The organism is Thermobifida fusca YX (assembly GCF_000012405.1).
Classification (GTDB): Bacteria; Actinomycetota; Actinomycetes; order Streptosporangiales; family Streptosporangiaceae; genus Thermobifida; species Thermobifida fusca.
In genome coordinates this window covers 1,708,816-1,730,067 of the sequence record NC_007333.1, presented here as the reverse complement: position 1 = coordinate 1,730,067, position 21,252 = coordinate 1,708,816, and the positions used below count along the sequence as shown (strand labels likewise).

The 21,252-nt window shown below is 68.2% G+C and carries 19 protein-coding genes; 4 read left to right on the top strand and 15 right to left on the bottom strand.

The annotated features are described in order from the left end of the window. The first annotated feature begins 49 nt into the window (after positions 1–49). Positions 50–1,303 carry an acyl-CoA dehydrogenase family protein gene (locus tag TFU_RS07405; RefSeq protein WP_011291927.1) on the top strand — a complete coding sequence of 418 codons (1,254 nt, stop codon included), beginning with the start codon at positions 50–52 and terminating at the stop codon, positions 1,301–1,303. 108 nt (positions 1,304–1,411) lie between these two features. After that, complete coding sequence (locus TFU_RS07400) at positions 1,412–2,623, top strand: SfnB family sulfur acquisition oxidoreductase (RefSeq protein ID WP_011291926.1); 1,212 nt, start codon at positions 1,412–1,414, stop codon at positions 2,621–2,623. Here the strand turns inward: TFU_RS07400 and TFU_RS07395 are convergent. The 4 genes from TFU_RS07395 to TFU_RS07380 are packed head-to-tail and all read right to left on the bottom strand — an operon-like array spanning position 2,586 to position 6,641. Further along, positions 2,586–3,485 (bottom strand): ABC transporter ATP-binding protein, encoded by a 900-nt coding sequence (locus tag TFU_RS07395; RefSeq protein ID WP_011291925.1) that lies wholly within the window; start codon positions 3,483–3,485, stop codon positions 2,586–2,588. The genes TFU_RS07400 and TFU_RS07395 overlap by 38 nt on opposite strands. Beyond that, positions 3,482–4,522: a FecCD family ABC transporter permease gene (locus TFU_RS07390; RefSeq protein WP_011291924.1), complete on the bottom strand. Its 1,041-nt coding sequence runs from the start codon at positions 4,520–4,522 to the stop codon at positions 3,482–3,484. Before TFU_RS07390 ends, TFU_RS07395 begins: the two co-directional genes overlap by 4 nt. Continuing rightward, on the bottom strand, positions 4,519–5,550 hold the full coding sequence (locus tag TFU_RS07385) for a FecCD family ABC transporter permease (protein WP_011291923.1): 1,032 nt from the start codon (positions 5,548–5,550) through the stop codon (positions 4,519–4,521). The genes TFU_RS07390 and TFU_RS07385 overlap by 4 nt, the downstream gene beginning before the upstream one ends. Before the next feature lie 47 nt (positions 5,551–5,597). Then, complete coding sequence (locus tag TFU_RS07380; protein ID WP_011291922.1) at positions 5,598–6,641, bottom strand: iron-siderophore ABC transporter substrate-binding protein; 1,044 nt, start codon at positions 6,639–6,641, stop codon at positions 5,598–5,600. Between the two features lie 488 nt (positions 6,642–7,129). Between TFU_RS07380 and TFU_RS07375 the strand changes: the two genes are divergently transcribed. After that, positions 7,130–8,758 carry a flavin-containing monooxygenase gene (locus TFU_RS07375; RefSeq protein ID WP_011291921.1) on the top strand — a complete coding sequence of 543 codons (1,629 nt, stop codon included), beginning with the start codon at positions 7,130–7,132 and terminating at the stop codon, positions 8,756–8,758. A 424-nt stretch (positions 8,759–9,182) separates the two neighbouring features. Here the strand turns inward: TFU_RS07375 and TFU_RS07370 are convergent, their stop codons facing one another. Together TFU_RS07370 and TFU_RS07365 are read right to left on the bottom strand one after the other, a co-directional pair. Beyond that, positions 9,183–10,265 (bottom strand): NAD(P)-dependent alcohol dehydrogenase, encoded by a 1,083-nt coding sequence (locus TFU_RS07370; RefSeq protein ID WP_011291920.1) that lies wholly within the window; start codon positions 10,263–10,265, stop codon positions 9,183–9,185. Positions 10,266–10,273: 8 nt separating this feature from the next. Beyond that, positions 10,274–12,244, bottom strand: coding sequence for an FAD-dependent oxidoreductase (locus tag TFU_RS07365; RefSeq protein ID WP_011291919.1), 1,971 nt, complete (start codon positions 12,242–12,244; stop codon positions 10,274–10,276). Positions 12,245–12,374: 130 nt separating this feature from the next. Here TFU_RS07365 and TFU_RS07360 point away from each other — a divergent pair, with 130 nt between their 5' ends. Continuing rightward, positions 12,375–13,292: an alpha/beta hydrolase gene (locus TFU_RS07360; protein ID WP_011291918.1), complete on the top strand. Its 918-nt coding sequence runs from the start codon at positions 12,375–12,377 to the stop codon at positions 13,290–13,292. A gap of 99 nt (positions 13,293–13,391) precedes the next feature. On the opposite strand, the gene dctP is transcribed toward TFU_RS07360, so the two are convergent. The 9 genes from dctP to TFU_RS07315 are packed head-to-tail and all read right to left on the bottom strand — an operon-like array spanning position 13,392 to position 21,246. Further along, the gene (gene dctP / locus TFU_RS07355; protein ID WP_011291917.1) at positions 13,392–14,687 is read right to left on the bottom strand and encodes a TRAP transporter substrate-binding protein DctP; all 1,296 of its coding nucleotides are present in this window, start codon (positions 14,685–14,687) and stop codon (positions 13,392–13,394) included. 55 nt (positions 14,688–14,742) lie between these two features. Then, entirely contained in the window at positions 14,743–15,147 is a 405-nt protein-coding gene (locus TFU_RS07350; protein WP_011291916.1) for a Zn-ribbon domain-containing OB-fold protein, read from the bottom strand. A gap of 17 nt (positions 15,148–15,164) precedes the next feature. Continuing rightward, positions 15,165–16,334 carry a thiolase family protein gene (locus tag TFU_RS07345; protein ID WP_011291915.1) on the bottom strand — a complete coding sequence of 390 codons (1,170 nt, stop codon included), beginning with the start codon at positions 16,332–16,334 and terminating at the stop codon, positions 15,165–15,167. Next, positions 16,331–16,789, bottom strand: a complete 459-nt coding sequence (locus TFU_RS07340; RefSeq protein WP_011291914.1) for a MaoC family dehydratase — start codon at positions 16,787–16,789, stop codon at positions 16,331–16,333. The genes TFU_RS07345 and TFU_RS07340 overlap by 4 nt, the downstream gene beginning before the upstream one ends. Continuing rightward, complete coding sequence (locus tag TFU_RS07335) at positions 16,782–17,378, bottom strand: FAS1-like dehydratase domain-containing protein (RefSeq protein ID WP_011291913.1); 597 nt, start codon at positions 17,376–17,378, stop codon at positions 16,782–16,784. Before TFU_RS07335 ends, TFU_RS07340 begins: the two co-directional genes overlap by 8 nt. Then, positions 17,375–18,595, bottom strand: a complete 1,221-nt coding sequence (locus tag TFU_RS07330) for a CaiB/BaiF CoA transferase family protein (RefSeq protein ID WP_011291912.1) — start codon at positions 18,593–18,595, stop codon at positions 17,375–17,377. The genes TFU_RS07335 and TFU_RS07330 overlap by 4 nt, the downstream gene beginning before the upstream one ends. Beyond that, entirely contained in the window at positions 18,592–19,821 is a 1,230-nt protein-coding gene (locus TFU_RS07325) for a CaiB/BaiF CoA transferase family protein (RefSeq protein ID WP_011291911.1), read from the bottom strand. Before TFU_RS07325 ends, TFU_RS07330 begins: the two co-directional genes overlap by 4 nt. Continuing rightward, the gene (locus TFU_RS07320) at positions 19,814–20,029 is read right to left on the bottom strand and encodes a ferredoxin (protein WP_011291910.1); all 216 of its coding nucleotides are present in this window, start codon (positions 20,027–20,029) and stop codon (positions 19,814–19,816) included. The genes TFU_RS07325 and TFU_RS07320 overlap by 8 nt, the downstream gene beginning before the upstream one ends. A gap of 5 nt (positions 20,030–20,034) precedes the next feature. Beyond that, positions 20,035–21,246 (bottom strand): cytochrome P450, encoded by a 1,212-nt coding sequence (locus TFU_RS07315; RefSeq protein ID WP_011291909.1) that lies wholly within the window; start codon positions 21,244–21,246, stop codon positions 20,035–20,037. Positions 21,247–21,252: the final 6 nt, after the last annotated feature.

The window sequence follows — 21,252 nt, the reverse complement described above, 5'->3', positions numbered from 1 at the left end:
TCTCCCCGCACACCTGTCCTGATTCTCCGCACACGGATGAGGAGGCACCATGAGCACGGAACAGACCGAACGGCCCGCCGAAACTTCCCCGGCCGGGTCTTGGAACGACCGCCCAGCCCCGCGCACCCCAGCCGAGTGGCTCACCCGGGCCGCCGAAGTCGGCGCGATCCTCGCCGCCGACGCTGTGGAACGCGACCGCGCCGGCCAAACCCCGTACGCCGAAGTCCAACTCCTCAAAGACTCGGGCCTGGTCACCCTGCTCGGCCCGGTCGAATACGGGGGCGGCGGACAGACCTGGGAGACCGCCTACCGGGTGACCCGGGAAGTCTCCAAGGCCGACGGGTCCATCGGGCAACTGCTGGGCTACCACTACCTGTGGTCGTGGGCGGTGCGGTTCCTCGGCACCCCGCAGCAGATCGCCGCAGTCGAGGAGCTCGCCACCACCAACCGGTACTTCTTCGGTGGCGCAGTCAACCCCCGCGACGACGACCTCGTGATCACCGAAGACGGCGACACGCTCGTCTTCAACGGACGCAAAACCTTCTCCACTGGAAGCAAGGTCTCCGACCTCACCGTGCTAGAAGGCGTACTGGAAGGAACAGACCAGCACATTTTCGCGATCGTCCCCTCCGCCCAGGACGGGATCGTCTTCGCAGACGACTGGGACAACATCGGCCAGCGTCTCACCGAATCCGGCAGCGTCCGGATCACCAACGTCCGCATCTCCTGGGACGACGCAGCAGGCTACGTCAACCGGGAGTTCCGCCCACTCGTCTACAACACGCTGAACCTGCCGGCCATCCAACTCGTGTTCACCAACCTGTACCTGGGGATCGCCCAGGGGGCGCTGGAGACCGCCGCCGCCTACACCCGGTCCACGACCCGGCCGTGGCCCTACGGCGGGGACAACAAAGAGTCCGCGGTCGACGAGTGGTACATCCTCGAAGCCTACGGGGACCTGCAGTCGAAGCTGTGGTCCGTGGAGGCGCTCACCGACCAGGTCGGCACGCAGCTCTCCCAGATCCTCCACGGCGACCGGGAAGCCGTGACCGCACGCCAGCGCGGCGAGATCGCGGTCCGGGTTGCGGCCGCCAAGCAGCGGGCTATCGACGTCGGCTTGGAGGTCACGTCCCGCATCTTCGAAGTCACAGGTGCGCGGGCCACCGCATCGTCGGTGGGGCTCGACCGGTTCTGGCGCAACCTGCGCACTCACAGCCTGCACGACCCAGTGGCCTACAAGCGGCGCGAAGTGGGACGCTACACGCTGCTCAACGAGATCCCTGAACCCACCTGGTACACCTGATCCTTTCCCGTACGGCGTCCGGCCTGCTCTAAGGCCGGACGCTTCCGCTGTGGCCCTCCAGCTGACAGTCGCACACCCCGGTCTGGCACACCACAAGGAGGACCCCCGATGACCGACACGGTCACTGCGCGTCTCATCACCGATGACAGTGACGCGCTGCGGACCGCCCACGCTCTCGTCCCGCGGCTGGCCGCCGAAGCCGACCAGCGCGACGCAGAACGGAGACTGCCGTGGCCGGAGCTCGCGGAGATCCGCGCGAGCGGCCTGCTGGGAATCACCGTGCCCGCTTCGCGGGGCGGCGCGGAAGTAGCGGCGGCAACCGTGGCCGAAGTGATGCGCCTGGTGGGAACAGTTGACCTCAGTGTGGCGCAGATCCTCCAACCCCACTTCGCGTTCCTCTACTCACTGCGCCGCAACGGCAGCCCGACACTGCAAGAAAAAGTGTTCACCGACGTGCTCAATGGGGCGCTGGTCGGCAACGCCCAGGCTGAGCGCACCGGAAAGCATTCGCACGACCAGCGGACCACACTGGAGCGGACCGGGGCCGACCGGTACCGGATCACCGGGGTCAAGTACTACGCGACCGGTTCGCTGTTCGCCCAGTGGCTGGCAGTGACAGCTCTCCTGCCGGTTTCCGGGCATGCGGACCCCCAGCCGCACGCGGTCTTCGTGCCCGCTGACACCCCCGGGGTGGAGGTGGTCGACGATTGGGACGGCATGGGGCAGCGCACCACCGGCAGCGGCACTGTCCGCCTCACCGGGGTGGACGTCTCCGCCGCGTGGGTGGTCCCGCACTACCGCTCGTTTACCCACCCCTTCCCCTATGGACCGTTCGCCCAGTTGGGGCATGCCGCGATCGACATCGGCCTGGCTCGCGGCGCACTAGAGCGGGCGGCAGAATTCGTGCGGACCCGGAGCCGGCCCTATGTGGAGAGCGGAAGCGACACGGCGACGGGCGACCCCCTCGTGGTCCAGCAGTTCGGGGAGCTGGAACTCCAGGTGCGGGCCGCCGAGGCCCTATTGGAGCGTGCTGCGGCGGCAGTGGATGTGGCCGACGCCCACCCGACCGCCGCTACCGTGGCCGAGGCGTCCCTTGCGGTCGCGGCCGCAAAAGCGGCGGGCGGCCGGGCCGCGGTCACGGTCGCCAACGCCTTGTTCGAGGTGGCGGGCACCCGGTCCGCTGCGGATCCGCTCAACCTGCACCGATATTGGCGGGATGCGCGCACCCACACCCTGCACGATCCCATCCGGTGGAAGATCCAGCATCTCGGCCGGTTCGCGCTTACCGGGCAGCGTCCACCGCGGCACGGTCAGATCTGATCTGGGCTGGTTGCCGGCACAGGTCCGGGTGCCGTTCGTGCGGGATGATGAGCGGGGTGTGCGTGCGGGGGTCGGCGATCACGTCGCAGGCGAGGCCGAACACCTGGTGCACGAGGTCAGCGGTGAGCACGTCACTAGGGGTGCCGTCGGCGACGATGCGTCCCGCGTTGACGACGATGAGGCGGCTGGCGAACCGGGCTGCTTGCGCGAGGTCGTGGAGCACCGCGACCACAGTGCGGCCCTGCCGGTTCAAGTCGGCGAAGAGTTCCAGCAGGTCGTACTGGTGGGCGATGTCGAGGAACGTGGTGGGTTCGTCCAGCAGGATGGTCCCGGTGTTCTGCGCGAGGATCATTGCTACCCATGCCCGCTGCCGCTGGCCGCCGGACAGGGTTTCCACCAGGCTGTTGGCGTGCGCGGCTAGCCCGGTGAGTTCCAGGGCCTGGTCGATGGCCGCCTCGTCGTCAGGGCTCCACTGGCGCAGCAGCGTGTGGTAGGGGTGGCGGCCTCGCGCGGCGAGGGAGCGCACGGTGATCCCTTCGGGGACAGCCGGGTTCTGCGGCAGCAGCGCCAGTTGCCGGGCCACGTCTTTGGATCGCTGTTTGCGGATGTCGCGGCCGTGCAGCAGTACTCGGCCGGACAGCGGACGCAGGACCCGACCCAAGGCTTTGAGCAGGGTGGACTTGCCGCAGCCGTTGGGGCCGACGATCGCGACGAACTCGCCTTCGGCAATGTCCACGGTGAGGTCGCGCACCACGGGGGCGGTTCCGTAGCCGAGGGTGAGGTGTTCGGCGCGCAGTCCGCGCCGCGGAAAGTCCTGCTCCGCCGCGGGGGACGGTTCTTCGTTGGTCGCGGTCTGGTTCACAGTGCTCCTCTCCGCCACTCGCGTACCAGCAGGAAGCCCAGGTAGATGCCGCCCACGGCCAGGGTGGCGATTCCGACGGGAAGCCCGTCGGTGAACGGGAAGTGCTGCACGGCAAGGTCGGCCAGTGCGAGGATGAGTGCACCGACGAGCGCGGAAACCACGAGGTTGGGTCCAGCGAGCCGGGTGAGGCGGCGGGCGATCTGCGGTGCGGTCAAAGAGACGAACGCGATCGGTCCGGCCACGCTCACTGCGCCCGCTGCCAGGACCACAGACAGGGTGATTGCGGCGGTGCGGGTCCGCGTAGCCCGCGCGCCAAGGCTGTCGGCCAGCTCGTCGCCCATCTCGGTGAGTGCTACCGGTTGGGCGAGGGCAGCGAGTAGCGGAACAGCGAGGGCAACCACCAGCCAGATTGTCGCCGCGTGCTCCCAGGAGCGTGCCGACAGGGTGCCGTTGACGTAGGCGGCGAGCACACTGGCCTGGTCGCGGGCGAGGGCAGCGACCACGAACTGGGTGAAGGCCGCGGACATGGCGGCAACACCGATCCCGGCGACGACGAGCCGTCCGGGGTGTCGCAGCCCGGTTCCGGTCACTGTGGCCACGGTCAGCACAGCGGCGACTGCGCCCAGCAGTGCGCCGAGCGGCACGGGGACGGTGCCGGGGAACGCTAGGGCGACGAGGGCGGCTCCCGCGCTCGCCCCCCAGTTCACGCCGATGACGTCGGGGCTGCCGAGCGGGTTGCGGGTGACGGACTGGAACAGGGCTCCCGCCATGCCGAGCGCAGCCCCAACCCCGATGGCCACGGTCACGCGCGGCCCGCTCAACCGGTGGAGGACGAACATGTGGACGGGGGAAGCGTTGCCGGTGAGCACGTCGGCCACGTCGGTGAGGGGAATCCCCAGCTTTCCTAGGGAGAGGGTAGCCACGACGGTGAGGAGGAGGGCGGCCGCCAGCAGCAGCGCCCACAGCAGGGAGCGCAGGTGGACGGGCAGCGCTACCGCGGAGCCCACACGCAGGTTCAGGGCGGACGGTCGGGTCATGACGGCCCCCGCATGCGGCGGACAGCGTGGAAGAGGAAGGGGGCGCCGACGAACGCGGTGACCACGCCGACCATGAGTTCTGCGGGGCGCAGCAGGAAGCGGCCGACGACGTCGGCGAGCAGCAGCAGGGTGGGTCCGGCGAGGAGGGCGAGGGGCATGCAGGTGCGGAAGTCGCCCCCGATGAGGGCGCGTACCACGTGCGGGACCGCCAGGCCCACGAAAGCGATCGGTCCGGTTGCGGCGGTGGCTCCGGCGGCGAGCAGCGTGGCGGCAGCCAGGCCGCCGGACCGGATGAGGAAGGGGTTGGCGCCCAGCGCGGTGGCGGTTTCTTCGCCGAGCGCCAACGTGTTCAAACTGCTGGAGAGCAGGAGGGCGAGGAGTGCCCCGGCGGTGAGGAACGGCAGGACGGAGGCGATCACGTCGAAGCCGCGGCCGGCCAGGGAGCCCACCACCCAGTAGCGGTAGTTGTCGAAGACGTGCGGCATGCTCAGCGCGACGGCTTGCACGTAGGCGGTGAGCACGGCGGAGATCACAGCTCCAGCGAGGACGAGGCGGACGGTGCTGCCGGTGCTTTCCCGGCCGCCGAGGAGGTAGGCGACGAGGCCGGCGAGCAGGGCGCCGGGAAGCGCCCACCAGACTGTTGCCGTGGTGGAGGTGGGGCCAAGCAGGGCGATCGCGGTGACGACGGCTGCCATCGCGCCCGCGTTGACGCCGAGCAGGCCGGGGTCGGCGAGGGGGTTGCGGGTGATGCCTTGCAGGAGCAGTCCGGCTGCGGCGAGGGCAGCGCCAGCGAGGATGCCGAGGATGGTGCGGGGGTAGCGGCTTGCTACCACGGTGGTCGTGTAGGGGTCGGCGGTGCCGGTCACGGCCGCCCACACCTGCGCGACAGTGGTGGGTTTGCTGCCAACGGTGAGGCTGAGCAGGACCGCTGCGGCGAGCGCGAGGAGGGTGCCGCCGAGCAGCAGGGTGGTGCGGGCGGGGCTGGCCTGGAGTGGCGCCGGTGGGGTGGTCACGATCGCCTTTGCCATGGGATCAGGGAGCAGGGTGCGGCCCCAGCAGGGCCGCACCCTGGTGGTTAGCGGTCGAGTTGAGCGACGGCCTCGTCGATCAGGGGAAGGTAGCGGTCCAGGACCCACGGCACGGTGAGCGGGTTGATGATGGAGGAGGCGGTGACGAAGGACGTGTCTTCGCTGACCACTACCGATCCGCGTTCGATTGCCGGGATGGACGCGTACAGCTCCTGGGATTCGATTTCTTTGCGGGTCTCCGCGTCGGTGTAGAAGGTGAAGATAAGGTCGCTGTCCTTCAGCTTGTCGGCGTTTTCCAGGCCGATGACTGCGGAGGCGGTGCCTTCGGTTTCCGGCAGGGTCTCCACGACGGGGTCGACCTGCAGGCCGAGTTTGCTCACCATGGCCACGCGCTGTTCGTGGGGCATGAAGACACCGAGGGTGCCGGGACCGTCAGTGTAGATGTAGGAGAAGGTGAGCTCGGCGTATTCGGGGCGGGAGGCGGCGGCCTCGTCGAACTGCCGCTCGATGTCGTCGATCAGTTCCTGGGCTTCCTCGCTCTGACCGAGGGCTTGGCCGATGATCTCGATCTGCTGGTCCCATTCAATGGTCCAGGGCAGTTCAGGGTAGGCGACGGTGGGGGCGATGTCGTTGAGGATGTCGTACTGCTCCTGGGTGATTCCGGACCAGGGGGCCAGGATGACGTCGGGTTCCAGTTCGATGATGGTTTCGAAGTCGATGTCTTCGCCGCCGGTGAACTGGACGGGGAGTTCTTCGCCGGCTTCGGTGACGGCTTCGTAAATCCACGGCAGGTAGCCGGTCTCGTCGCTGCCCCACTCGTAGCTTTCGATACCCACGGGGACGGTGCCGAGCGCGATCGCGGTTTCGGCTGATCCTTGGCCCAGGGTGACGATCCGCTCGGGTTTTTCGGTGATCTCCGCAACGCCGAGGGCGCTTTCGATACGGACCGGGAAGGCGCCGTCAGCCGAGGGGGCGGTGTCCTCACCACCGTCCGTGCTCGATCCCCCGCAGGCGGCGAGGCTGAGAATCACAGCGGCGGCGATGCCCGCGCTCATGAGGCGTGCGGGCAGGGTGCGGAGCGTCGAGTGCATGCTGGTTTCTTTCTCTGCTGTGTTAGGAGAGGGGCATGGTGTCGGGTTGACGGGGGTTGTGCGGGTGGGGACTCGTGTCCCCCACCGCCAATCCCGACAAAAGCGACAATGCACACAAGCGAAGGTAAGTCTAACCTTACTTAACTCGGAGCTCAACGGCGGTACCGCCCCGCGAGGGCCGCAGCCATCGACCCACGATACGGAAGCGCCGCTTCGACCGGTCCGCCACCCCTCCGCAAATCCCCGTACTCCCCTACTCCGCACTCGCAACAGCGGTCCGCCCGTCCGCCTCGCGGAAATCCGCTACGAAACGCATTCCTGTCACAACACTGCCGGTTCAGCACCCGCAATCAGGCCCCACAGAAACCGGTCTTATCTACACCAGGAAAACCTCTAAGTCAAGGCCAAAACCTCCTTTTCTGCCAACAGTAATATTGTTAACATTCATGCGCACCGATTAATGTTCCGCAAAACGTTAAAGGAGAACTATGGCCGGGCAGACGACTGTCGACTCTCGCCGACAACCACCAGAGGAAGTGGACGTCCTGGTCGTGGGAGCCGGCTTCTCCGGCCTGTACGCCCTCTACCGTCTGCGGGAACTCGGGCGTAGCGTGCACGTCATCGAAACCGCTGGCGACGTGGGCGGTGTGTGGTACTGGAACCGCTACCCGGGGGCGCGGTGCGACATCGAGAGCATCGAGTACTGCTACTCGTTCTCCGAGGAGGTCCTCCAAGAGTGGAACTGGACTGAGCGGTACGCTTCCCAGCCCGAGATCCTGCGCTACATCAACTTCGTCGCCGACAAATTCGACCTGCGGAGCGGAATCACCTTCCACACCACGGTGACCGCGGCAGCCTTCGACGAGGCCACCAACACGTGGACGGTCGACACCAACCACGGCGACCGGATCCGCGCCCGCTACCTCATCATGGCCAGCGGCCAGCTCTCCGTCCCGCAGCTCCCCAACTTCCCAGGGCTCAAAGACTTCGCCGGCAACCTCTACCACACCGGGAACTGGCCGCACGAGCCCGTGGACTTCTCCGGGCAGCGGGTGGGCGTGATCGGCACCGGGTCGTCCGGAATCCAGGTGAGCCCACAGATCGCGAAACAGGCTGCGGAACTGTTCGTGTTCCAGCGCACCCCCCACTTTGCCGTCCCCGCCCGCAACGCGCCGCTCGACCCGGAGTTCCTCGCCGACCTGAAGAAGCGCTACGCCGAATTCCGGGAAGAGTCCCGCAACACTCCCGGAGGAACCCACCGCTACCAGGGGCCGAAGTCCGCGCTGGAAGTCAGCGACGAAGAGCTGGTGGAAACCCTGGAACGCTACTGGCAGGAGGGCGGCCCCGACATTCTGGCCGCCTACCGCGACATCCTGCGCGACCGGGACGCCAACGAACGGGTCGCTGAATTCATCCGCAACAAGATCCGCAACACCGTGCGCGACCCGGAGGTGGCGGAACGCCTGGTCCCCAAGGGCTACCCGTTCGGCACCAAGCGCCTCATCCTGGAAATCGACTACTACGAAATGTTCAACCGGGACAACGTGCACCTGGTCGACACGTTGTCTGCGCCGATCGAGACGATCACGCCGCGCGGGGTGCGCACCTCGGAACGGGAGTACGAACTCGACTCCCTGGTGCTGGCGACCGGGTTCGACGCGCTGACCGGGGCGCTGTTCAAGATCGACATCCGCGGTGTGGGCAACGTCGCTTTGAAGGAGAAGTGGGCCGCAGGGCCACGCACCTACCTGGGACTGTCCACCGCCGGGTTCCCCAACCTGTTCTTCATCGCAGGCCCGGGCAGCCCGTCTGCGCTCAGCAACATGCTGGTCTCTATCGAACAGCACGTGGAATGGGTGACCGACCACATCGCCTACATGTTCAAGAACGGCCTCACCCGATCCGAGGCAGTCCTGGAGAAAGAAGACGAGTGGGTGGAGCACGTCAACGAGATCGCCGACGAAACCCTCTACCCCATGACCGCCTCGTGGTACACGGGCGCCAACGTCCCCGGTAAACCCCGGGTGTTCATGCTCTACGTCGGCGGCTTCCACCGCTACCGGCAGATCTGCGACGAGGTGGCTGCCAAGGGCTACGAAGGTTTCGTCCTCACCTAGCACTCGGCTGTCGGGTCCGTCCGGCTGCGGAACGGTCCCGACAGCGGGCAGGGCCGCGGTCGAAACGCCTTTCAGCCTCCTGCTCCGCAGCCCTCCCTCTGACAGGTGGAGTCCTCCACCGGTATCAGGGCTGGACAGACTGCCGGTTCGATACGGCTCTCTCCCCCGGGGCGCGCCCAAGGTGCGCCCTGGACTGTCCGGGCGCGGGATCCCTGTCCCCGCGCTCCGCGCAGGCTGGCGCGTCCTTCCCCGGGCCCGCGGGCTGCCGTCCTGGGGAGCACGCGCCGGCCCGTGTGCGTCTGCGGTGGTGGGCGCCGCCTCCTGCCAGGCAGCACGGCAGGAGGCGGCGCCTGTCTCTAGCGAGCACACTGTTCCTCCCTGGCAGGGGTGACCGGGCACTGCAGGCCGGTGCCGGTCTGCCTCGTCACCCCCGCTGTTCTTCCGCGCATGCCTGCCCGGGGGCGTTTCCCGGAGCGCGCGCGGGATTCACCACGGCGCGGCCCCGGACGTTGCCGCGTGCCAGCCGTTCGTACGCCAGGGGCGTCTCCTCCAGCGCGTACTCTTCAACCTCCACGGTGATCCGTCCCTCGCGGGCGAGCGCGAGCACGTCGACAAGGTCGGACTGGGTGCCCCAGTAGGGGGTGCGGACGACCGCTCCGAGAGGCACCAGGTTTACGGCCACGGGCAGCCGCCCCTCCCCCACCCCCACGATGCTGATCTCCCCGCCGGGGCGGAGACTGCGTGCAGCCATGCGCAGGGTGGCGTCACTGGCGACGAAGTCGAAGACCACGTCAGCGCCTACCCCTTCGGTGAGGTCCCGCACCTGGTCGGGGACCGTGTCCGTGGAGGGCAGGGCCGTGTCCGCCCCGCAGCGGAGCGCCAGTTCCCGCTTGTCGGCGGCCATGTCTACCGCGATGATCTGCGCGCTGCTGAGGGCACGCAGGATCTGGACCGCGAGGTGTCCGAGCCCGCCGATACCGATGAGGAGGGCGGTGCCGTCGGGCGGCAGCCGGGGCAGCGCGGACCGGACCGCGTGGTAGGAGGTGAGCCCCGCGTCGGTGAGCGGGGCAGCGCGGACCGGGTCGAGACCGCGCAGGGGGACCAGGTGGCGGGAATGGGGGACAAGAAGGTAGTCGGCAAGTGCGCCGTCCGCGCCCAGCCCGGGCGGCAGGATGCCTGCCGCCCGGGCGTGTGGACAGTGGTTTTCTGCCCCGCTCCGGCAGGTGCGGCAAGCGCCGCAGCCGTGCGGACCGTACACCGCGACCGTGTCGCCTTCGGCCAGGCCGGAGATGCCCGCGCCGACGTCGACGACCACGCCGACCGCTTCATGTCCCAGGGTGATCGGCAGCTTGTAGGGCAGGGCTTCGGGCGGTCGGCTCATGACCGCCAGGTCGGAGTGGCACAGGCCGGCGGCGGTGACTTCGAGGACGACCTGTCCGGGGCCGGCCACGGGGGCGGGGATGTCGCTCAGGTAGAGACCTGTGCCGTCGTAGCGGACCGCTCTCACGGGTTCTCCTACACGAGTGCGGCAAGGGCGTAGGCCTGCTGGGTGGCGAACGTGATGCGGCGGGGAGCGTAGGCGTCGCCGAGGAGGTGCACGTTGGCCTTGCCGTGCCGTTTGAGTTCGTGGTAGAGGCTGTCGTCGGGCACGCCTCCGGCGGCTACGACCACACTGTCGAAGCCGGTGATCTCCCCGGGGATGTCGGAGTAGATGTTGCGGGTGGCCACCCGCCCTTCCTCGATCTGTACGACGCGCTGCATGAAGGTGAATGCCGCGCCCGCGGCGGTGAGCTTGGCGAGCGGGGCGCCGATGGTGTACTTGCCGACGAGGGGTGCGGGACCGGGGGTCTGGTAGACGAGGTGCACGTGGTGGCCGTGGTCAGCGAGGTAACCGGCGATGGTCAGCGGCTGCATGTGGTCTTCTGCGGCGGTGAGCAGGACGCGTTCGCCGATCTGTGCCGTCCCGGCGAGGACGGCGTGGCCGTCGACGACGAAGGGGGCGTCCGCCCCGGGGATAGGGAGCCGCCGTGGGACGGCTCCGGTGGCGACGGCGACCACGTCGGCGTCGAAGGATAGGACGTTGTCGACGGTGGCGGTTCGGCCAAGTTCGACGGTGACGCCGGCGCGGCGGAGCCGTCCTTCCTGCCAGGTCACGAAGTCGTGGTAGGCGGCGTTCTCGGCGGCGCGGGCGGCGATGCGCATCTGGCCGCCAAGCTGTTCTTCCCGTTCCCACAGGGTGACCTCGTGTCCGCGTTCGGCGAGCAGCCCGGCGAGTTCCATGCCGGCGGGGCCGCCGCCGACTACGAGGACGCGCCGGGGAGTGCGGGCCGGGGGTAGGGGGCCGTCGAGTTCCCGGGAAGCATACGGGTTGATGGCGCAGGCGAAGGGGAGCTTGTCGACGAGGCGGCGGTGGATGCATTCGTTGCAGCCGATGCACGGGCGGATTTCGTGGACGCGGCCCTGTGCTGTTTTCGTGATGATTTCCGGGTCGGTGATGATAGCGCGGGCCATGCCGACGAGGTCGGCTTGTCCTTGGGCGATGACTTTTTCGGCTGTGTGCGGGTCGGTGACCCGTCCGGTGTAGATGACGGGCAGGGAGACGGCTCGGGTCACTTGGGCGGCTAGGTCTGCCCATTGGGCGGGCTGGTAGTAGTGGGGTTGGATGTAGCTGGGCGCGCCCCAGTTATCGCCGACGACGACGGACAGGTAGTCGATTTTTCCGGTGGCTTCGAGGGCTTTGGCGATGTCGACGCCTTCGGCTGCGTCGTATCCGCCGTCGAGGGCCTCGTAGAGGTTCATGCGGACGCCGAGGGTGAAGTCGGGGCCGACTTCAGCGCGGATGGCGTCGATGATCTCCAGGAGGAAGCGCATCCGCCCGGCCAGGTCGCCGCCGTATTCGTCGTCGCGGTGGTTGGAGGCTGGGGAGAGGAACCATTCCAGCAGGTCGTCGTGGTTGGCGTGGAGTTCGACGCCGTCGAGTCCGGCTGCTTTGCCGCGGCGGGCTGATTCAGCGTATTCGTTGATGAACCAGGCGATTTCGTCGCGGTCGAGGGCGTGGGAGACCTGGTTGGCGACGTATGCGGTGACCGTGGGCGAGGGGCCGTGCGGCATGCCGCCTTGCATGATGAGCTGCGCGGTGACGTAGGCCCCGGCCTCGTGCAGGGTGTCGGTGAGTTTGCGGATGCGGTCGTGGAAGTACGGCAGGCGGAACACTCCGCGGGCGGCTGCGCCCACACCGGTGGGTTCGAATCCGGGGACCAGGTGGTTTTCGAGGGCGGCGCTGATTCCTCCGACCCATGCCAGGCCGGCGCGGGCCCGAGCTGCCCAGTAGGCGATGTTGCGGTCGGCTTCCGCTTCGTCGGGGCTCCACAGGTTGCCGATGGGGGTGGCGTGGGGCGTGGCCATGATCCGGTTGGGCAGGTCCATGCGGCCTACGCGGATGGGGGTGAAGAGGTGGGTGAACTGTGTCGTTTCCCGTGGTTTCATAGGGCGCCTTTCCGCGTGACGTCAGCCATCCACAGGCAGATTTGTGATAAAATTCATAATTACTATTATTATGAAATTGAGAAAAAAGTGGTGGCTTGGTGCTACCGAAACCCCCGCTAGCGGAGGCTCAATGACCACCCCAGTGGATCCCGCAATCGCTGCCGTGGCCGCAGCCGCGGCCGCGGCCCCTCCCCTCACCTCCCTCACCCCTGAACAGGCGCGCGCCCGAGTCGCCGCAGGCAACAGCTCTTGCGCCAACGGCCCCGACCTGCGGTCGGTACGCGACATCCGCCTCCCCGTCGCCGACGGACAGATCGGCGCGCGCGTCTACACCCCCCACGCCGCACCGCGAGCCACCTTCGTCTACCTGCACGGCGGCGGCTGGGTCACCGGCGACCTCGACTACAGCGACGAACTGTGCCGCTTCCTCGCCGACCGGCTCGCCTGGACCGTGGTGAGCGTCGACTACCGGCTCGCCCCCGAACACCCCTTCCCCACGCCCGTGAACGACGCCTACGCCGCGGTGCAGCATGTTGCCGCCACCATCGCCGCGAACGGCCCGCTGGGAGTGGGCGGGGACAGTGCGGGCGGCAACCTCGCCGCGGCCTGCACCCTGCGTGCCCGCGACGAACACGGGCCCCGCCTCGACTTCCAAGTGCTCCTTTATCCGGTGACCGACCACGACTTCACCCGCGCCTCCTACCAGACCCACGCCACCGCCTTCCCCATCGGCGTCGCGGAGATGCGGTGGTTCTGGGACCACTACCTGCCTGACCCCGAACGCCGCGATCTGCCGCTCGCGTCCCCGCTCCGCGCCGAACTGGCTGGCCTGCCGCCCGCCCACATCGTCGTGGCCGGACACGACCCTCTGCGGGACGAAGGGGTGGCCTATGCCGAGCGGCTCCGCGCAGCCGGGGTGAAAGCCAGCCTCGCCGAATACCCGTCGCTCACCCACGGCTTCTTCCGCCTGACCGGGGTGGTGCCCGCGGCACGCGCCGCTGTCGACGACCTGATTGACGCCTTGCAGCTCCTCACCGAAGACCACTAACCAACCCTCCGGTGGGGCACTGCGGTCGCAGTGCCCCACCGCGGTTCTCCTCCCCGTTAGGACCAGGACAGGGCGGAGAACCGATCCGCGCACGGAAGGTCAGGCCTCACTGCCGGGGCGGCGTTGCTGCATCGCATCACTCCACAACTGGTCGAAGTAGCTCTGCAAGTCGGGGTAGCCTGCGGCGTGCCACTCCAGGAACTCGTCGTAGCCGACGTCAAGCCCGGGAGCGGTCTGCTCCACCTTGGCCGTCCACTCCTCCAGCGCCTGCTCGAGGGCGGTGACGAACGCCTCGCTGTCGGGAAGCGCACTGTTGTTCGCTGCCTCGGCCAAAGCCTGCTCGTTGTAGGCGGCCAGCGCCTCCCGCGCGTCCTTCGCCAGCGGCAGCACCGCGCCGTCGTTCTCCTCGACCTGCGTCAGGCTGTCAGCAATGTTGTCCCAAGTGGACTCGTAGTTCGCTTGCAGCAGCACATCGAGCCGGTCGTACAGCAACTGCTGGGCTGCCAGCGGCAAGGACTCCCACGTGGCGAGACTGATCGCGATCGACCCGCCCGCGTTGCCGAAACCGACCTCCGGGTCCACCACGAAGTAGGGGGCCGAGGGGATGTAGCCGTTGAGCGCGGCCACGGTGAACGTGCCCAGCGCACAGTCGACCACGCCCCGCTCCAAGCTTTCGAACATCTCGGCGTAGTTGACCGTCGACGGCTGCATGCCCAGTGCCTCGACCTGGCCGTTCTGCACTCGGCTCTGCGAAGCGATGGTGGCGCCCTTCAACGAGTCCAAATCGGCGCGCTCACTCGTACAGGAGTAGGCGATCGCCCCCGAGTGGAACGCGGGCAGCAGCAGTTTCATCCCCCGCGCTTCGAACTCTTCGTAGAGGGCGTCCTCCTGGGCCGCGGTCTCCAGGATCGCGCCGTGCCACTGCAGCAGCCCGTCGACCGGGGTCTGGCGGCCGACGAAGCTCACATCCCACATGACGTTGTTGGCGGGAAACTCGGCGGGCTCCAGGGACGGCATCACTGAGCCGATGTCGAGCCGCCCGTCCGCAAGCGCGTCGTCGACCTCGTTAGCGGGGGCGATCGCGTTGGAGAAGACAATCTCGAACGTGATCTTGCCGTCGGACCACTCCTCCACGGCCGCCGCGTATTCTTCGAACCGACGCCCGGTGGCCGCCCCCTTCGGCGCGGTGCTCTGCAGGGTCAGCGTCACTGGTTCCATGTCCGCTAGGGCGGCAGCGTACTCCTCTTTGGACGCCCCGTAGTCAACCGACGGGCCGCCGCCACCGCTCCCCCCGCTGCCCCGGTCTTCGGCACAGCCGGCAGCGATCAGCATCACGGTAGACAGCACCGCCGCTGTTTTCAGCGGCTGCAGGCTGCTTGTGTGCGGGTTAGCCACTGGTTCTCTCTCCTCCCGTTGAAGTTTCACCACGGTCCTGCTGGTCGCAGGAGGATCAGGGGGATGCGACGAGCCGCGCCACCGGGACGGCCTCACTGTTGTCGGGGTGCACGAACTCCACGCGCACCGGCCGGTCGACGGCCGGGGGCACCTCGTCGGCGTTGACAATGCGCAGCGTCAGCCACGGTCCTTCAGCGGTCTCCACGATGCCCACGATCGTGTCAGGCACGGGCGTGCCGTCGCGGGAGCGGCCGGGGATGACGGTCCAGCTCACCAGCGTTCCCTCACCGGAAGCGGCCCGCCACTCCAGGTCCGCGGCGTGCGTGGTCACGCACAGGCGGGCCTCGGGAGGCGACCAGGTTCCACGGCTCGGTGAGTAGCGCAGCATCAGTTCGCCCCGTGCAGCACCGTCGAAGAACGGGGCAGAGTAGTCGTCTCGGACGACGGGGGTGACGGTCATCGCGGCTCCTTCCTCGCTCATCGGGTCTTGGCGTGCGGGCTGACGATGAGCGTGGCGTGAAAGTCGAGGACTCCCCCGTTGCCGCTCACCATGATCAGGTCGTTTTTGGCTACCTGTCGCTGCCCGCCCTGGCCGCGCGCTTGGATGACCGCCTCCGACAGCGGGGTCATGCCCCACATGTAGTAGGAGGACAGTTCTCCGCCGCCGGTGTTCGTGGGATGGCTGCCCCCGGGGGCCAGGGCACCGCTGGCCACGAACTCTCCGCCTTCGCCTTTGGCGCAGAACCCGTAGTCCTCCAAGGTGAGCAGCGTGGTGTAGGTGAAGCAGTCGTAGATTTCGCGGATGTCGATCTCGTCGACGGTGACGCCAGCCATCCGCAGTGCGGCGGGCCCCGACTGTGCGGCCCCGCTGACCAGGCCGAAGTTGCTGTCGCGGTAGCTGGTGTAGCCGGGGTGAGCCTGGCCCCAGCCCCAGATGTGGACCGGCGGCTGGGCCAAGTCGGCGGCGCGTTCCGCGCTGGTGACGATGATGGCGATCGCACCGTTGCTGACCAGACAGCAGTCGAGCAGCCGCAGCGGGTCAGCGATCATCCGCGAATTCTGGTGGTCGTCAATAGTGATCGGCTCCCGCATCTGCGCCAGCGGGTTCATTGCTGCCCAGGCGCGAGCGGCGACCGCGACCGCCCCCAGTTGTTCACTGGTGGTGCCGTAGGTCTCCATGTGGCGGCGGGCCGCGATCGCGTACCGGGCCGGGGCCGATTTCAACCCGGCAGCAGCGGGCAGTGCTTCCACCCCGGTCAGCGGGCGGTTGCCGCCCGCGTAGGCGGCCCCGCTGCCCCGGCCTTCTTTCAGCGGCGCATCGGCGTAGACGCAGGCGACCACGTTCGCCATGCCGGCAGAAATCGCCATGGAGGCGTATTGGACCATTTGGATCGCCGAGGAGCCGAAGCCTTGGATCGTGGTCAGCAGCCGCAGGTCCCGCAACTGCAGGGTGGACTGCAGGCGCAGGTCCGTGTCGTTGTTGACCCCCGGGTTGACCAGGAGCCCGTCAATGTCGGCCAGGGCGAGTCCCGCGTCCGCGGCGGCCCGGGTAACGGCTTCCACAGCGAACTCGGCGGGGGTGCGGCCGTAGACCTTGCCGAGTTGGGTCATGCCGAGCCCGGCGATAGCGGTGGGGGTGATGTTCACTCCTGCTCCTCTCCACGACGCGGCAGCGTGACCTCCACGGTTCCCGGTCCGACGCTGACCCCGGACGAGTTCTCGCTTCGGATCGTGAGCTCGACCACGCCCACCTCGTCCTCGACGCGGGTGCCGGTGACCGTGGCAGAGACACGCACGGTGTCGCCGACGTAGTTGAACGCCCGCATCCGGAAACCGCGGATGCTGCGGATCGTCCCGGCGGGTCCGATCCAGTCCCGGACGCACCGCTCCCACGTGCCGAGGAGGAACGACGTGTTGGCGTACATTTCCTTGGCGCCGGTGCTCTGCGCGTATTCGGTGTTGTGGTGGATGGAGTTGAAGTCGCGGGTTGCTCCGGCCGCCATCACCATCCGGTAGACGGTCAAGGGGTAGGCGACACTGGGCAGTTCTTCGCCGACGGTGACGTCTTCGAAGTACCGCTGGTGCATCAGGGGGTTAGTCATCACTGGCCTCGGTCTTGTTCTTGGGCACGTAGGCGTAGGTGCCGATCCGGATCCGTGCGACGACCTCACCGGTTTCGGTCACCACGTCGCTCTCCCAGGTGAGGAAGGCGCCACGGCCCACTGACGTCTCCTTGGGCACGCACGACACCAGGCGGCGGCCGCGGCGGCCGATGCGTTCCCCGGCCACCACCGGACGGATGAAGTCGATGTCGATGTCGGTGCCGAAGAAACCGGTGGTTTTCGGCCCCAGGGGCATGTCCTGGTTGTTGATGGGGCTGCGCACCGGTTGCGCATTGCGGTCGTCGCTGTCGAACAGCACTTCGCCTGGCTGCCACAGCGGCGGGATCGTCCAGGTGAGCACACCCGTGTAGGGCATGGTGACGTCAGCGAACCCGGCGGCGCGGGCCACGGCGGGGTCCGTGTGGAGCGCGCAGTCGAACTCGAGCGGTTCGAGGTAGCGGCGGATCGCCCCGCGCTCGACCGGGTCAGCCCCGAAAACTGTCTCCCCGTCGGAAAAGTCGCGGCCCACGGCGTCGACGACGGGCTGCCATTCGGCTTTCCAGTCCTCGGTCTGCATGCCGCCGCTCATACCAACACTCCGTCCTCGGTCAGTTGCGCGATCCGCTCCTCGGAGTAGCCGAGGATGTCGCGCAGCACGTACTCGTTGTCTTGGCCCAGCGTCGGCGCGGGCCGGGTGACCTCGCCGGGGGTGTCCGAAAGCAGGTAGCGCGGCCCTTCCACGGTGGTCTGGCCGTGGATCGGGTGCGGGAGCCGCACCAGGTGGCCGCGGTGCGCGAGCTGCGGGTCGGCGGCGAAGTCAGCACTGGAAGCAGACCGGTGCGCGGGCACACCGACCGCTTGCAGGCACTGTTCGACGTCGGCGGCGCGTCTTGTCTTCGTCCACTGTGCGATCTGCTCGTCGAGGAAGTCGGCGCGGGCGCGCCGCTGCTCTGCGGTGCGCAGATCAGCGCGGTCAGCCAGGTCGCTGCGGCCCATGGTTTCAGCGAGCCGCCGCCACTCTGCGTTGTTGCGTGCCGCGATCGCTACGAAGCGTTCTTTGCCGTCCTCGGCCTGGCATGGGTAGACGCCGTGGGGGGCGAACACGTCGTCGCGGTTGCCGCGGCGCTGCGCCACTGTGCCGTCGAACCCGTAGTGGGCGACTTGGGGGGACAGGAAGAAGACGCCGGCTTCCACTTGGGCCACGTCGATGTAGCGTCCCCGCCCAGTGCGGCGGCGGTCTTCGAGCGCGGCGAGGAGGACGACCAACGCCAGCCGGGGGCCGAGGTAGTCGGTGTAGGGGCCGAAGGGGCCCAGGGGCAGCCGGTCTTCCCAGCCGACCAGGTGCTGGAATCCGCTGAGCGAGGCACCGACGTTGCCGTAGCCGGCCAGCGCCGACCACGGCCCGGTCTGGCCCGCGATCGAAGTGCTGAGCATGATGAGGGACGGGTTGTCGCGGGAGAGCGCGGCATAGTCCAGTCCCCACTTGGCCATCTGCCCGGGGGAGAAGGATTCGATGACCACGTCGGCCCAGCGGGCCAGGTCGCGGACGACTCCGCGGCCCGCCTCGGTTTTCAGGTTGACGGTCAGCCCGAGTTTCCCGGCGTTGCAGTTGCCGTAGAGGGCGGAGTTCTCCACGCCGGGTTTGCCGCCGTGGAAGGGCTGCATGAGGCGGGCGGTTTCGATCCGGCGGCTGGATTCCACGCGGACTACGCGGGCACCGAAGTCGGCGAGAGCACGCCCGATCAGGGGTCCGGCCACAACCCAGGACAGGTCGAGGACGTTCAAGCCGTCCAGGGCGCGGGTCATACGCTCACCTCCTGCGCGGTCAACCAGTCGGCGAGGACTTCCGCGGTGTGTTCGCCTAGCCGTGGGGCGCGTCGCCGCACCCGAGGTTGGGCGTCGCCGCTGACGTGGGCGAGCGTGCCGGGGATGCGGACGGGGACCCCGTCGATGTCCACCTGCGCCCAGTAGCCGCGTTCGTCCAGGTGCGGGCTGGCGGCGATGTCGGCGACGTCGAAGATCGCCATGCACAGCAGCCGGTGTTTCATGGCTGCGTCCAGCACTTGGCGTTTCGTGAGGGTGGCGAGGAAGTCCGCTACTGCGGCGCGTGCCTCAGCCAGGTCCGCTTCGGTGATCTCGCCGTCGGCGATGCGCTGGGGCAGGGTGGTCCAGTCCCAGGCGGCGATCCGGTCGCTGACCGCGTTCTCGGAGTGCAGCCAGGCGAACAGCCGGTTGGTGAACTCGCCTGAGGCGGGTCCCATCGACAGGTGGAGTTCCACCATGCCGTCCGCGCACCGCCATTTTTTGAGCCGGTTGGGGGTGGCTGCGCCGCTGCCGCTCTGGTCTTTGCCCGCGGTGGGCTGGCGGTGCCATTCCGGCTGGGGGTCCCCCACGTCGTGGGAGAGCACCCGGGCGAGGGTGGCGGTGCCTAGGCTGGCTTGGGCGGAGACGTCGACAAGCTGGCCGCGGCCGGTGGTGGCGCGGGCGTGCAGCGCGATCAGGGAGCCTGCCGCAGCGTCCGCGGAGGCGTGCAGGAACGCCTGGGGGACGCTGATCCGCAAGGGTGGGCGCTCTTCGTCGCGGTGCGGGTCCAGCGGGCCGCCCGCCGCCCAGACCACGAGGTCGCAGTCGGCATAGCCGGATTTGGGTCCGGTCCACCCGAAGGCGCTGATCACCGTGGTGATCAGGTGCGGGTGGGCGGCGCGCAGCGCATCAGGGTCCAGGCCGCGTTCCCGCAGCCAGGCCTCCGGCAGGGAAGTAATCATGATGTCGGCGCGTCCCGCGAGTTCCCGGGCGGTGGCGACCCCCTCGTCGCTGTCCAAGTCGAGTGCGATGCCGCGTTTGTTGGCGGCGAACGTCTCCCAGAACATCGACGGGCCGGCCCCGCCGTGTGCGGTCGGCGGGGCTGACCGCGCCGAGGACCCGGTGAGGGGTTCCAGTTGGACCACGTCCGCTCCCAGGTCGGCGAGCAGGCGGCCGCAGAGCAGCCCTCGCTCGTCGGTCAGGTCCAGAACGCGGAGGTGTTCAAGCATCGGCAGTCGTGCTTTCCCCTAGCGAGATCGCCGATTCGGGGCAGGCGTCGGCGGCCTCCCGGGCCTGGCCGTGCAAGTGGTCGGGAACGTCGAAGGTCTGCCCGCTTTGCGCGACGAAGCCTTGTTCGTCGTCGCTGAGCAGGTCGGGGGCGACCGCGTAGCAGCGGCCGTGGCCCATGCACCGGGCCGAGTCGATGGAGATACGCATCGGTCTTAGGCCTCCCATTCGAGGGGCAGGGTGGGCAGGGTCAACTGTCCGCCGCGTTCGGTCAGCGTCACGCCTTCTCTGATGCGGTAGTGCGGGATGCGCTGGTGCCATTCGCGCAGCACGATCGCGAGTTCGAGACGGGCCAAGTGCATGCCGAGGCAGCGGTGCGGCCCGGCACCGAACGCGATGTGCTGGTTGACGCCTTTGCGGTCGGGGTTGAACCGGTCGGGTTCGGGGAACTTGCGCGGGTCACGGTTGGCTTGGGCGATCCCCAGCCACACCACGTCGCCGGGTTGCAGGTCGAGGCCGTGGAACTCGGTGGGTTCCTGGACTTCCCGTCCGACTTGGAAGACCAGCGGGTACATGCGGAGGAACTCTTCGACGGCCCGGGGGACCAGGTCGGGGTTGTCGATGATGGCCTGCCGGTCGGCGTCGTTGCGGGCCAGGTGGGCGTAGATGTAGCCGAGGGCGCTGCGGGTGGTGTCCAGCCCGGCGAGCATCAACGTCAAGCAGATGGTGAGGATGTCCTCTTCGGGGATGGGGGTGCCGTCGATGCGGGCTTCCAGGAGCCGGGTGACCATGTCTTCCTTGGGGTCGCGCGGGTTGGCGCGGCGTTCCCGGATGGTCTCGGTGAAGTAGTCGATGATGTTCTTCCTGGCTTCCGCGACTTTGGCCGGGTCTTCCCCAAAGAACCCGGCGAAGACCGTCTCCGACCAGGGCAGGAAGAACTCGCCGTCGCTGACGGGGAGCCCGAGCAGGGCGAGGAAGAGGTCGGTGGGGTAGCGGATCGCGAACTCGGCGACGAAGTCGCAGCTTCCCTTGGGTTGGAGTTCTTCGATCAGTTCGATGCAGCGTGCGACCGCCATGGGTTCCATGCGGCGGACTGCGGCTGGGGAGAAGAACGGGTTGAGGACCCGGCGGAGTTTGGCGTGGGCTTCCCCGTTGAGGTCTTGGGGCAGCAGTGCCGTGCCGGAACGGGAGTCAGGGTTGATGGCGCTGCGGACTTTGGTGGTCCACGTCTCGTGGTGCTGGAAGCCTTCGACGACGTCGTCGTAGCGCTGGATCATGAGGAAGCCGCGGTCGGTGGTGTCGTTGAACCGGAACCGGCTGGCTTCCCGCTCCGCGTCGAGCATCGCGTAGTGGCCGTAGATTTCCGTGTCCGTGCTGAAGTCGGTGTGGCTGACCGGGCACTGCTGGATGCGGATGGGTGCGGGCATGACAGG